The following is a 13080-nucleotide window of genomic DNA, read 5'->3' on the forward strand; positions in this document are numbered from 1 at the left end:
TCATTCTCCTGATTCAGTAACCATATTCCATGCGCAAACGGCGATCGGGGTGAATCCCTTGTCCTGCGCCAGTATGTCTAAGTATATCAGACCGGGGGCAACCGCCTCCGTAGCGGTCTCGGTACTTGCTCCAAGGTCCGTGCCAACGATGTATCTCTTACACTCGGGACAGGACTCGGCCCATTCCTTATTTCGGCCTTCAATATAGTCTAGCTGCTTTCCCTTCTTACCTTCGTAACCGCAATATGGACATTCCGTCCTCTTGAAGCGCCATTCATAACCGCAGAGAGAACATCTCAGCCACCTCTGGCCTTCTTTACCATGAAGGAAGCTTAATTCGGGAGACGACCCGCATATTGGACAGTAGCCCTTAAACCACGGCATTTCTTTGATAAGGTCATGGAATCTCTGAGCCCTTTTCTCGATGAAAGGTTTAGATATCTGAATCAGCAGGAATCGCAGCATATTGGGCTGAATGCCGAGCCGTGAAGCTGTACCATCCAACTCATTATCTTCACCCGTGAAAATCGCCAAAAGGCAATCCTTGACATCGATTTGGCCGGTATCCAGAGCTTGCGTCAGCTTTGTGATTTCCGGCCTTATTTTAGGAAAAGATCTCTCTAAAGCCGAGGCTGAACGCTTCATAGTCTCTCCCCATGTGTCGATAAGTGAGGCGATGGTTTCCGTTTTCAGCATCGGCTCTCCCTTAGCGAACTGCTCCTTGTCCGGCGCTGAAACATCGATATCAGTACGACTGGAAATCTCAGCCTTAATATATTCTCTTTCAATAAGGAGTTTTTTGAAAGGGTCCAGTATGGACTTCAGGGATGGAATCTCTTTAATCCTCTTATCAAAGACTTTTTCTATCCTTCTTACTGCTTCTTCCGGTTTGACCTCTTTGCCCATGAATATCTCCTGACCAGATAAAAGATGCCCCACTTCGTCGAAGTGGGGCATCTTCTTCATTTATTCGTAAACCCCGTACGGTGTGATTATATTTTTCTCACGTTTACCATGAAGGCTTTATACTCAGGGGTCTGTGCGTTTCCATCGCCGACGGTCGCCGTAAGCAGGTTGACGGAGTCGCCGCAGTTCTTCGGGAAAAGCCATCCGTAGTTGAATGGTATGCCTACCTGATGAACTACCTTGGCATTGCCGTTATGGTCCTTCATGTTGTGAGGCTTGAAGCGCTTGGTCACCATGGCCACGCATTCAAGGGAGCCGCGAATCGATTCTACGACTACCTTTTCACCGTTCTGGATGCCTTTCTCCTGCGCCAACTCTTCGCTCATCTCCACATAGACCTCCGGTTGAAGCTCTGTAAGGCGAGGCTGCCATCTTGTATATGCACCGCTACACCAGTGTTCGGTACAGGAGTACGAAGTAGCTACAATCGGGAAATCGGCACTTGCGCTGCGAATCTCATCCATATCGCTGGAGAATAGCTTGATTATCGGGCTGTTCTGCTGCGAGGACATGATATTCTGCTCCAACGGGCTCTCCCTGGGCTCATAGTGTTCAGGGAAAGGTCCGTCAGCCGGGCCATCGGGGCCATAAAGGGAGCCAACGCCGTCCGTCTTCATAATGAAGGGAAGCTTGCCGGCAGGGTCACCTGCAGGAGCTCCGCCGCCGTCCACGACATCGCCGACCCAGGCACTGCCGTTCCATTGCAGCAGGGGTCTGGCCGGGTTCCAGGGGTTGCCTGCGAGATCCACCGACGCGCGGTTGTATATTATGCGCCGGTTATACGGCCAGCAGAACGACCAGTTGGGATAGAGTCCGAGGCCCGTCGGGTCATCCAAACCCCTTCTTTCCATCAAGTTGGTGCCGTCCTTGGTGAAGGAGCCGCTGTAGAGCCACAGACCGCATGACGTCTTCCCTGAATCGTCGAGATTTCCGAAGCCCGGTACAAGCTCACCTGCTTTGTAAGTTGTGGTGCCGATAGTAGTGTCTTCCAGGAAAAATCCGTTCAGTTCATTTGCTGCCTTTAGGGGGCTCCATGAGCCGTTATCGTCATAAGCTTCCTTCATTCTGAGATTCTTTATGGGCTCCGGGAATGTGCCTCCCTCGCTTTCATACAGTTCCTGAAGTTTCAATATCAGCCTGTACATGATCTCTCCGGTATAGAGCGCATCCCCGGGAGGCGTAGCAGCCTGGTATTTCCATTGCATCCAGCGGCCGCTATTGGCCTGACTTCCTTCCTTCTCAACGGACGCCGCGGCGGGAAGCAGGAAGACCTCTGTCTTGACTTCGCTTGGGTCTACGTTGGGCCCCTTCCAGAAGGAGGCCGTCTCATTATCAAAGATATTAACGTGCATCAGCCAGTCAAGGTTCTTCAAAGCCGCACGTACCTTGTTGGAGTTGGGATTGCTGACCGCGGGGTCGGTGCCGACGGTAATGTAGCCTTTCACATTTCCTTTATACATCTCGTCGAACATGGTCATTGTAGATGCATCTTGGGAATCATCGACCTTGGGCACCCATGAGAAGGCGAAGTCATTGTCCGCAGTCGCGCTGGAGCCGAACCATGTCTTGAGCTGACTGACTATATACTTCTTATAGTTCTTCCACCAGTTGATGGATTTTGGCTCTCCCGTGACCGTGTAGCCCTTGGCAACATACTCGGCCAGTGTCTGCTGCCCGGCCTTAGGCGCCTTAAGATATCCCGGCAGATAGTGATACAGCAAAGCCATATCTGTAGATCCCTGAACGTTGGGCTCGCCTCGTAGAGCATTGACTCCGCCGCCGCAGATGCCGATGTTGCCAAGGAGTAACTGTATTATGCCGAAGCACCTGATATTCTGTACCCCTGTGGTATGCTGGGTCTGACCAAGGGCATAGCACATGGTTCCGGACTTGTCCCTGACGCTGGTAGAAGAGTACAGCTCGTAAACGGTGAGCAGGTCATCCTTTGATGTCCCGGTGATAGCCGAGACCGTGTCCAGATCGTAGCGGGAATAATGCTCCTTCAGCTTCTGGAATACCGAGTTGGGATCATCAAGGCTGGCGGCCTTCTCTGTGACGTTGTTGCCATCCCTGTGAATCTTCCACAAGGATGTGTCGTATTTCCTGGTGGCCGGATTATATCCGGCGAAGAGCCCGTCATTAAAGGTATATGTGTCGGGAACTTTGAAAAGGGCATTGGTGTAGTTCTCCACATACTCTTTGAAATACTTGTTGTTATCGATGATGTATTTGATCATCCCGCCGAGGAAGGCGATGTCGGTGCCCGATCGCAGCCGGCAATAGACATCCGCCTTAGCAGACGTTCTGGTGTATCTGGGATCGACATGGATTATCTTGCCGCCACGTTCCTGGGCCTTCAGCGCCCACTTCATGGCGACGGGATGATGTTCCGCCATGTTGCTTCCCTGGATCAGGATGACGTCTGAATTTCTCAGATCGATGTAGTGATTGGTCATCGCGCCGCGTCCGAACGACTCTGACAGAGCCGGTACAGTCGGGCCGTGTCAGACACGGGCTTGGTGGTCTATATACACCAAGCCCATGGCCCTCGCTAAGGTAACCATCATCCAGCACTCTTCTGTGTCTACGTTGGAGCTGCCGTGAAAAGCTACCGATTCAAGCCGATTTACCGTCTTGCCGTCACTATTGGTAGCGATGAAATCGGCATCTCGATTGTCTTTTATCTTTCGTGCTATCTGGGTAAGAGCCCAGTCCCAGTCCTTCTCTTCCCACTTATCGCTGTAGGCGGCGCGATATTGCACCTTTGTCAGCCGGTGTTCATTAGCTGCCGATGTCTCGTAGATGTTTGCGCCTTTGGGACAAAGGGTCCCCTCGCTGATGGGATGGTCCGCATCTCCCTCTACGTGGATAATCTTTCCATCCGAGTCCGTATAGCAGAGCACACCGCATCCCAATGAACAGTAGGAGCAGATTGACGTCGTCTGTTTGGCACTTTTTACCTTGTTGGCCCGCGTCATGTCCATGGCGTAGGCTTTAGCTGCACTGGCGTTAATGCCGAGGGATGCCAGCGTCAAGCCTCCGGCCACGGCGGCGCTGGACCCTTTTAAGAACTGCCGTCGTGTTACTTGCATTCATTCCCCCCTGTTTTTAATATGCTTAATATCATTGATTAAATGACAATTGACTTCACATTATTTCTTATGCTTGGTAACCTCGTCGTACCATTTTTTATGGTGCGATTCGGCGTAATGGGCGGATACTTTTCCGTTTACCATGGACCAGAAGATGCCGCGCATCTTGGGATGGAACACCGAGAGATAAACGTGAACCAGGGCCATGGCAAGCAGCACCACCATACCAAGGGCATGGAATGTGCCCGCCCACATAAAGGCTCCTGATGTCTTGAAGAACATCATGATTATCCCCGTGATAACCATAAGTGCGCCCGCTCCAAGCACCAGCACCCACCACATCTTCTGCCCGGTGTTCATATGATCCTGAGGAGGCATCTTGTCCTCTTTGCCGAAGAAGTAGTATCCCACCGCCGCCTTGGCCCATCCGATGTCGTCTTTGCCCCATTTAAAAGCGAACTTTATCCCTTCCATGGAGCCCTTGGGGTTGAGGACGAAGAATACGCCCGCCCATACGCAGACGATTATCGCAGCCCAGTGATGTAGAAGGGTGGTGATACTGCCCTCCGCCGCGCCGCTGAACGCGGGGACGAAGAGTATAAGTCCTGTAATGAACAATATGGTCCAGGTAATCGCCGTGACCCAGTGCAATATTCGAACCTGCTTGGAATATCGTGTCAGCACTTTCTCGCCTGAACCGGGTTTTGGCCCAAAAATAACTTCGGATGCGGGAGTTGAGCCGGGCTTTGCTTTAGCGCTAGTCGTCATTTTATTCCCCCTTGCTCTTCAGTTGAATCTTTCTCTTAGCAATGATGTAGTTGAGCCCCAGGCCCAGCACGGCAGCGCCGGCCACGGCCCATCCCAGAGGCCTTATAACGTCCTGCCATGCGGTGGCTGCCACGGTTATCTTCGGATCGACCGGCAGTCCGTAAACGCTGGGCTCATCTTCAAGGACATAAAGGACATGCAGTCCGCCGAGCTCGTTCTCGCCGTACAGGTTTGCTTTAGGAGACTTAGATTTGAGAGCGCTCACCCTTGCTTTGCCGAGCGCCAGCATCTCGCTGCGATCCCCGAATTGCAGCGCCCCTGAAAGACACGTCTTGACACAGGCAGGGAGATCTCCCTCCACTACGCGGTCCTGGCACATGGTGCACTTGGTTGTGTGCCTGATGCCTATTGGGCTGCCGCTGGGGCGGGGTACGTTGAACGGGCAAGCCGCCACGCAGTAGCCGCATCCGCTGCATTTGTCTTTATCATAGGCTACAAAACCCATGTCGTGATAATACAGCGCCTTCGTCGGGCAAACCTCAACGCAGCCGGCTTCGGTGCAGTGCATGCAGCTTTGCCGGCCGAACAGCCAACGGAAGTCCCCGTCGTCGCCCACTTCGATAAATCTCATCTTAAGCCAGGTGTTGGGAGATAGATCGGGTGGATTCTCGATGGTACCTCTATTCGTGGTTTTCTCGCCCGGGAGCTGATTCCACTCCTTGCAGGCAATCTGGCATCCACGACAGGCTGTGCATTTTGAGGCATCGTACAGAATAGCCTTTTCCGCCATTATTTCCCTCCGTTACTCTTTCTATATGACATAACCAGTCGTTCTAATTTCACAAAAAAAGCGCCCCTCTGGAAGGAGGCGCTTAAACGCACAAAAAGCTACAATAGCTCTCCTTTCCACAATGGGGGGTGCAGGCGTTTCCATCTGCGCCGTATGGTTGCTCGCCATGCCCTTTTATATGGTTTAGGCGCGGCAACTCGGACAGCTTTTTAATAAACCGCCTTAATCTTAACTCTAAGTTAAGGGTGGTGTCAATCTTAATTGAAGGATGGGATGTAAATTCAAACTTGTATTAATGCTGAAGGCGGAAGCCAGGGCAGACTTCCGCCTTCAACGGCAGGTTTAAGGGTCTTATTTAATTTGGTTAAAATAAAAAGCGCCCCGTTGCGGTAGGCGCTTAATAGTAAACGAAGCTACTAGCAAGCTCTCCTTTCCGCAATGGGGGGTGCAGGCGTTTCCACCTGCGCCGTATGGTTGCCCGCCATGCCTTTTTTGCGGTTTAGGCCGGGCAACTCGGATAGCTTTTTAATAAACCGCCGTGATTTTATCATGACAAAAGAGATGGTGTCAACCGTCGTCTACGCCGGATAGTGTAGTATCATAGTTTAAGGAAGATCTCTTGAATTTTTTCGATTGTCCCTCAAGTCAATTGATAGAAGATGCGTGATACCAACGCCATAGATAGAGCCTTTCGGGGGGGGCACCGCAGGACGAGACCGGTTAGTTGCTTCCAGCTATCTGCTAGTGTAGACCGTATAAGCTATTGAGCGATCATTTGAACGCTTCTCACTCTATTTTGTAGAATAGTGGTTCAGGTATAATCACAGGCACACAGATATTTTCCTAATTCTGGTAATTTAGCTCTGTGATTTGGTGCCAAACCTTGCATAATCACCTAAATACTTGGCACACTTATCTTGACGCTCTCCCTTGTTTATACAAGTTGACAATGCTTACAATGTCGTCTAGAATTTACCTCGGTTGTCTGTAAGCTATCCGAGTCGTTGCGCCTAAACCAAACGCGAAGGCATGGCAAGCGACCTATATGGTACAGATGGAAACGCCTGTGCCACCTGCTGGGAAGGAGAGCATACGGGCATGGCGTATTGCGTAAGCGCCTTTGTGAAAGGCGCTTTTTTTATTGGCATCGCTATGCTGTCGTAGGCGCCTCTCTTCCCGAGGCGCTTTTTTGTTGGCTTAAAAATTGAATATGACGCTCCGAGCCTCATCTCCTAACGGTTTACCCTATGGAGACCGGCCGATGGGTATCGATGGAAACGCCGATGCCTCCCGTGTTTTGGAAAGGAGGAGATAAACTTTTTACGAGCATTTTTATTGAAAGGCGCCCGTGATAAAGTGTCTTTTACTGTGGTTGTTTATTGATAAAAAAGAAAGAGAGCTAAAAATGGCTGTTATTAAAAAAACAAGCTTCATCCTGTCCTTATTGACAGCGTTGATGATATCAGCAGTAGCTTTAACGGGATGTTCGAGCACATCAAATACGGAGACCGAGCCGGTTACAATCAACCTGGCTGCAGCCGCCAGCCTTACCGATGTTATGGAAGAGGTTAATGCACTGTATATGCAACAAAATCCGCACGTGACAATCGTGCCCAGTTATGCCTCGTCCGGGACACTGCAGCAACAGATTGAGCAAGGAGCCCCTGTCGATATATTTATGTCGGCGGGCGCTTCTCAGATGAATACACTACAGAATAAGCAATTGATCGTCAATGATTCGCGCAGAGACCTTTTGAACAATACGATTGTCCTGGTCGTTCCCGATGAAAGCACGCTCGGCATCCACAGCTTCGATGATTTGCTCGGAGATGGCGTGAGTACAATAGCCATCGGTGATCCGGAGTTCGTGCCGGCGGGCAGATACGGCAAGCAGGCCCTGGAGTTCTACGATATGTATTCGCAAGTGCAGTCGAAGCTTGTTCTCTGTTCCGATGTGCGCCAGGTACTGACCTATGTGGAGAGCGGCAATGTCGATGTGGGCATAGTCTATGCGACGGATGCCATGATATCTGATACGGTCCATGTGGTCGCCAAGGGCCCCGATGAAGTGAACTCAACCATCGTTTACCCTGTGGCTCTCATTAAGGATTGTGAGAACCCCGACGCCGCCGAGGAATTCGAGGACTTCTTGTTCAGCGACGAGGCGGGAGAGATTTTTGAGGAGTATGGCTTCACACTGGTCGGAAATTAACTCTGGTTTGAAGTTTAGACAAAAGTTGTGAATGAATATCTAACGCCGCTGTGTGTATCTCTGAAGACGGTGTCCACCACGATGGTGGTTACCGTTATCCTAGGTATCCTGGCGGCGCGCTGGATGGCAAGATATCACGGTAGGCTGAAACCATTGATAGACGGCATCTTCATCCTTCCTCTGGTATTGCCGCCGACGGTGGTTGGGCTGGTTCTGTTGCTGACGTTCGGCAAGAACGGTCCCATGGGGCAACTGTTTTCTCTCCTCGATACGACCGTGGTCTTTTCATGGCCGGCTACCGTGATATCCGCCACGGTGGTGTCCTTCCCGCTGATGTACATGACGGCCAGGTCCGCTTTTGAACTGGTGGATCGTGATATTGAAGACGTCGCCCGCACCCTGGGCGCTGGCAAATGGCATGTCTTCCGCACGGTCACATTACCCCTGGCGCGACCGGGAATAATCGCAGGGGCAGTTCTGTGTTTCGCCCGGTCGCTCGGTGAGTTCGGCGCCACCCTGATGCTTGCCGGCAATATTCCCGGTAAGACGACGACGCTGCCCGTAGCTATTTACTTTGAAATCCAGGCCGGCCATATGGATCAAGCCCTGTATTTAACGGCTATAGTGATCTTCATAAGTTTTACCTCGCTTGTTTGCCTGGCTTACCTGAGGACACCGAGGCGAAAAACGAAAACTGTTCCGGAGATAGTTTAATCTAGATGAATAAGGTAGACGTTGGCAATACTTTTCAATCAGGTGGTGCATCTTGCTAGAAGTTAAAATAAAGAGGGCACTGCCAGGCTTCAGCCTGGACGTCGGTTTTTCCGTTGACGGAGATATACTCGGCATATTGGGGCCGTCCGGATCGGGAAAAACAATGACGTTGAAGTGCATTGCGGGGCTTATCCAACCGGATGAGGGTTTAATAAAACTAAATAACAGAGTTCTGTTCGATTCGTCAAAAAGTTTAAATTTGTCGCCGCAAGTTCGGAAGGTGGGTTTGGTATTGCAGAACTACGGTTTGTTCCCGCATCTTACAGCCTCCAAGAACATCGCCTACGGGATTAGAAATAGCACTCGTTCGGAAATAAACGATAGAGTCAGTGTATTGATAGAGAAAATGGGGTTGAACGGTCTCGAACATCGTTATCCAAGGCAGTTGTCCGCGGGTCAGCAGCAGCGTGTGGCTATAGCGCGCGCCCTGGCCCCCGGGCCCGAGGTGCTGCTTATGGATGAGCCGTTCTCCGCCTTGGATTCCGTAACGAAGGAACAAATGGAACTCGAGCTCCTGGGAATACGGGATTTCTACAAGGGCAGCATCATCTTGGTGACGCACAATCTCGCTGAGGCCTATCGTTTAAGCTCTAGGCTGGCGATATATGAATCGGGCAGGATAGCCCAGTGCGACCACAAGGAAAAAATCATCTGCAGCCCGGCAAGCCGCAAGGTGGCTAAGATGCTGAAGATAAGAAATTATCTGGATGGTTTCGTCAGCGACATAAGTGATTCCAGCGTATGGGTCACGATTCCTGAACTGAATACCAGGCTGATGGTATCAGCCAATGGACGTAATCGTCTAGCAGCGAACCAGCGAGTCACCATCGGCGTATTCCCGGACTATGTCCGCATTGAGGAAGGACCCGGACAAAATGCGCTGCTGAGCTCGCTTGACTATATGAACAATTCGGTCTCCACCGTCAACTACCGCTTCAGTTTGAAAACGGTTTCCGGCAGGGGTGTTTCTATCGAGACCGTGCTGCCGAAGTCGGAGGCACGATTCCTTTTGCCCGGACAGGAGTGCTATCTATATCTGCCGCCGGATCATGTCGCCGTCATAGACAGTTGACCCCCGTTCGATTTGCGGATTGACATCGTTCCACTGCCAGTCAATGTAGCACAGCAATTTAACGTTCGGACTTTCGTCATTTGGGAGCACCAATAAAAACATCAATCTTCGCTCAAGCTCCCGGGCAAACGGTTCGCCGAATCCCTTTACGACAGATATGCCTCGTTATATATGACGATCGGCAACACAAAGCAGTCGTCTGCCTTGTAACACGCCGCCCCTACGAAGAGCTGGGGTTATCCAAAGGGAGTGAAGCTTCCTAAACATTCAAGGCCTCTGCTGCACACGTATTCTAGGGCTCCATGCTGGTTTCTCTTAGTTACTTCATAATCAGACTGGTTTGACACTCATTTTACATACGTGTTAAAATCGCTTCGCATTTGCTCAACAAGCTCTCCGAGTTGGCGGCCTAAATCTTTAAGTGACATGGTCTCCAGCCGGCAGGCGCGAGCCTCGAGGGTGCGAAGGGAAACCTCCACACCTCCCGTTTTGGAAAGGAGGGTATATTATGGATAGTCTGTTGCATTCTACATAGGCTCCCCAGTTTCACGATATACCAGCACATTTTGTACAAGATGGAGGATAAATAATGAAAAGGTTTGCCATATATATACTCACAGTAGTGTTGATCGCGAGCGTAGCGGTGACCTGCTTCGCTTGCTCCAGCTCCACCGACACCGAAGATCAGAGCGGACAATTGCTGCCCAAGCAGGAAAGGTTCCGAGTGGCTACTACTACAAGCCTGTACGACACCGGCCTCTGGAGCCTGTTGGAGCCGCTGTTTGAAGAAGAATACAACGTAGAGATGGATGTTCTATACGCCGGCACCGGCATAGCTATTGCGTACGGGCAGAACGGCGACGTTGACGCCCTGACCGTGCACGATAAGTCCAGAGAACTGACGTTCGTCGCGGACGGCTACGGTGTCGAGCGCGTCCCGTTCGCTTACAACTACTTCCTTATCGTAGGGCCGGAGGACGACCCTGCGGGCATAGCCGGCATGTCGCCCGAGGAGGCATTTGCCACACTGGCCGAGTCACAGAGCGCCTCCTTTGTTTCCCGTGGCGATAACTCGGGCACGCATTCCAAGGAGAAGGCCATCTGGGCCTCCGCCGGATACACGTACAGCGACATTCAGGGCTCCGGATCCTGGTACATTGAGGCCGGGATCGGTATGGGCCCTACGCTTGCAATGGCCAGCGAGGAACAGGCCTATACTCTAAGCGATATGGGAACATACCTGGCTTACAAGGGCGATATCGAGCTGGTTCCGATAGTGGATAGCGGCAGCATCTTACTGAATGTCTACTCGGTTATCGCATGCACGGAAGCGACAAGCCCCACAATGGCGCAGAACCTGGTAGACTTCTTAACATCGGATGAGATTCAGCAGAAGATCGGCGAATACGGCACCGACGAATACGGCGACAGCCTGTTCACGCCGTGCGCCGGCAACGAGCCTAGCAACTAATGATCGGGAGACTCAGAATTATTGGATAGTATCTGGAACCAGTTAGTCTCTTTAGGCTCTGAGACATGGAGCGCAGCCGGGAGGTCGCTGTGGTTCGCAGCGACCTCCTGTGTCATCTCCGTTCTCATCTGCTTTCCTCTCGGAAGCCTTATCCATTTTCGAACATTCCGCGGCAAAGGTTTACTGGTAAGCGTACTGCAATCCCTGTACTGTATGCCGACCGTTCTCGTCGGCCTCATTATTTTTTCTCTGCTGTCGCGCGCCGGCCCACTCGGCGATCTCGGATGGCTCTTCAGCCCCAAGGCTATCATCTTCGGACAGGCTTTGCTCATATCTCCTATTATGATGGGCCTCGTAATCTCCGCGTACAGCGGCGTCGATAAATCGGTAACTGAGACAGCGACTTCTTTAGGCGCCTCAAGCATACAGATGGTCATAGTGGCGGTAAGAGAGGCAAAGTACGCCATGCTGACAATGGTAATAATAGGATTCAGTCGCGCTATATCCGAGTTGGGGATATCGATGATGGTGGGCGGAAACATTAATTTCTATACCAGAACCCTTACCACCGCTATCTCATTGGAAACACAGAAGGGTGAGATTGAAAAAGCCTGGGCTATGGGGATACTTCTGCTTCTGATCGCGCTCGTTATAAATATCACAATATATTCCTTGCAGAAAAGCGGGAGATTAAAGCGCTGGGGCGTATTCCGATTGCTTTTGGATAGAATCAGGGCCTGGGGAGGCTGATTTACTGTAATTTGTAAATTGTAGAGACGGGATTCATAAAAGATGACTTTTCTGCAAATCTCAGACCTATGTAAAACATATAATGAGCGCAGCATCCTGAGAGGCGTCAACCTGTCCATCGATAAGGGGTACGCCTACGCCGTTATCGGCCCGACCGGCGCCGGCAAGACCACGCTTATCAGGCTCATCGATCTGCTCGACACACCGTCGTCCGGCCGGATATTGTTCGACGGCGTCGATGTAACCCGTTCCGGTAAGTCCAGAAACAGCACACGCCGCAGGATGGCGCTGGTTCAGCAGAAGCCTATCGTTTTCAAAATGAACGTTTTCGGCAACATAGCCTGCGGTCTGAAGTGGAGGCGCGAACAAAAACACGCCATCCGAAGTAAAGTCGATGAGGTGCTGGGATTGGTCGGCATGGGAGACTATAGGGACAGGGACGCAAGGACGCTTTCAGGCGGCGAGATGCAGCGCGTGGCTATAGCACGGGCCCTTGTAATCGAGCCGGAGCTTCTCCTTCTGGATGAACCGACCGCCAACCTGGACCCTGTTTCGGTATCCAAGATCGAGGACGTATTGGCGCATATAATCAAGAAACGAAAGACCACCGTCCTGATGTCGACCCACGATATGCCGCAGGGACAGCGTCTGGCGGATAAGATCGCCGTGCTCATAAACGGCGAATTGCTGCAGGTCGGCAGCCCGAACGAGATATTTTGCCAGCCCGCCGACAGGAAGGTGGCCGAATTCGTAGGCGTCGAGAACATACTGCCAGGCACAGTCGCCGGAAAAGAAAACGAACTGGCGATTATCAACGTAAACGGAGAGGATATCCAGGCGATTACCGATTTGGCCTACGGTGAAAACGTCTTTGTTATGATACGTCCCGAGGATATTACTTTCACACGAACCAGGGATGCCTCCAGTGCGAGGAACGTCTTCGAAGGCAGGATCAACAAAATCGTGCCGCTCGGCCCGCTGACACGGATTGAGCTCGACTGCGGTATGCCGCTGCTGGGAGTCGTTACCACAAGGTCGGCAAGCGAGATGGAACTGACAATGGGTTCCAAGCTGTTCGCCAGCTTCAAGGCCACAGCCATCCACGTGATCAAGCGCGCGTAATTGTCCAATGTCCCATATCCATTGACATTATCACGCTTTGTGCTATCATAGTTTCCTCACAGT

General features: G+C 51.6%; 10 protein-coding genes and 5 riboswitches. Of the genes, 6 read left to right on the plus strand and 4 right to left on the minus strand.

Annotation, left to right across the window (positions count from 1 at the left end; translation table 11 throughout):
• The 4 genes from WC562_06995 to WC562_07010 are packed head-to-tail and all read right to left on the minus strand — an operon-like array spanning window position 1 to window position 5616.
• Entirely contained in the window at window positions 1-966 is a 966-nt protein-coding gene (locus WC562_06995) for a formate dehydrogenase accessory protein FdhE (protein ID MFA5055896.1), read from the minus strand.
• A 26-nt stretch (window positions 967-992) separates the two neighbouring features.
• Window positions 993-4058 (minus strand): formate dehydrogenase-N subunit alpha, encoded by a 3066-nt coding sequence (gene fdnG / locus WC562_07000; GenBank protein MFA5055897.1) that lies wholly within the window; start codon window positions 4056-4058, stop codon window positions 993-995.
• 60 nt (window positions 4059-4118) lie between these two features.
• Window positions 4119-4826, minus strand: coding sequence for a cytochrome b/b6 domain-containing protein (locus WC562_07005; GenBank protein ID MFA5055898.1), 708 nt, complete (start codon window positions 4824-4826; stop codon window positions 4119-4121).
• 1 nt (window position 4827) lies between these two features.
• Window positions 4828-5616 carry a 4Fe-4S dicluster domain-containing protein gene (locus WC562_07010; GenBank protein MFA5055899.1) on the minus strand — a complete coding sequence of 263 codons (789 nt, stop codon included), beginning with the start codon at window positions 5614-5616 and terminating at the stop codon, window positions 4828-4830.
• A gap of 93 nt (window positions 5617-5709) precedes the next feature.
• A riboswitch (molybdenum cofactor riboswitch) is annotated at window positions 5710-5831 on the minus strand.
• A 195-nt stretch (window positions 5832-6026) separates the two neighbouring features.
• A riboswitch (molybdenum cofactor riboswitch) is annotated at window positions 6027-6147 on the minus strand.
• A gap of 451 nt (window positions 6148-6598) precedes the next feature.
• Window positions 6599-6719: riboswitch (molybdenum cofactor riboswitch) on the plus strand.
• A 101-nt stretch (window positions 6720-6820) separates the two neighbouring features.
• A riboswitch (molybdenum cofactor riboswitch) is annotated at window positions 6821-6940 on the plus strand.
• An 81-nt stretch (window positions 6941-7021) separates the two neighbouring features.
• Here WC562_07010 and modA point away from each other — a divergent pair.
• The 6 genes from modA to WC562_07040 all read left to right on the plus strand — a co-directional run bounded on the left by modA (window position 7022) and on the right by WC562_07040 (window position 13017).
• Window positions 7022-7828 carry a molybdate ABC transporter substrate-binding protein gene (gene modA / locus WC562_07015; GenBank protein ID MFA5055900.1) on the plus strand — a complete coding sequence of 269 codons (807 nt, stop codon included), beginning with the start codon at window positions 7022-7024 and terminating at the stop codon, window positions 7826-7828.
• A gap of 27 nt (window positions 7829-7855) precedes the next feature.
• On the plus strand, window positions 7856-8542 hold the full coding sequence (modB, locus tag WC562_07020) for a molybdate ABC transporter permease subunit (protein ID MFA5055901.1): 687 nt from the start codon (window positions 7856-7858) through the stop codon (window positions 8540-8542).
• A gap of 52 nt (window positions 8543-8594) precedes the next feature.
• Window positions 8595-9674, plus strand: coding sequence for an ATP-binding cassette domain-containing protein (locus tag WC562_07025; protein MFA5055902.1), 1080 nt, complete (start codon window positions 8595-8597; stop codon window positions 9672-9674).
• A gap of 382 nt (window positions 9675-10056) precedes the next feature.
• Window positions 10057-10190, plus strand: a riboswitch (molybdenum cofactor riboswitch).
• Between the two features lie 73 nt (window positions 10191-10263).
• Window positions 10264-11145, plus strand: a complete 882-nt coding sequence (locus WC562_07030) for a substrate-binding domain-containing protein (protein ID MFA5055903.1) — start codon at window positions 10264-10266, stop codon at window positions 11143-11145.
• Between the two features lie 21 nt (window positions 11146-11166).
• Window positions 11167-11895 carry an ABC transporter permease gene (locus WC562_07035; protein ID MFA5055904.1) on the plus strand — a complete coding sequence of 243 codons (729 nt, stop codon included), beginning with the start codon at window positions 11167-11169 and terminating at the stop codon, window positions 11893-11895.
• A gap of 42 nt (window positions 11896-11937) precedes the next feature.
• Window positions 11938-13017, plus strand: a complete 1080-nt coding sequence (locus tag WC562_07040; protein MFA5055905.1) for an ABC transporter ATP-binding protein — start codon at window positions 11938-11940, stop codon at window positions 13015-13017.
• Window positions 13018-13080 lie beyond the last annotated feature (63 nt).

The sequence above is a fragment of the Dehalococcoidia bacterium genome (assembly GCA_041649635.1).
In the GTDB taxonomy this organism is placed as follows: Bacteria; Chloroflexota; Dehalococcoidia; order E44-bin15; family E44-bin15; genus JAYEHL01.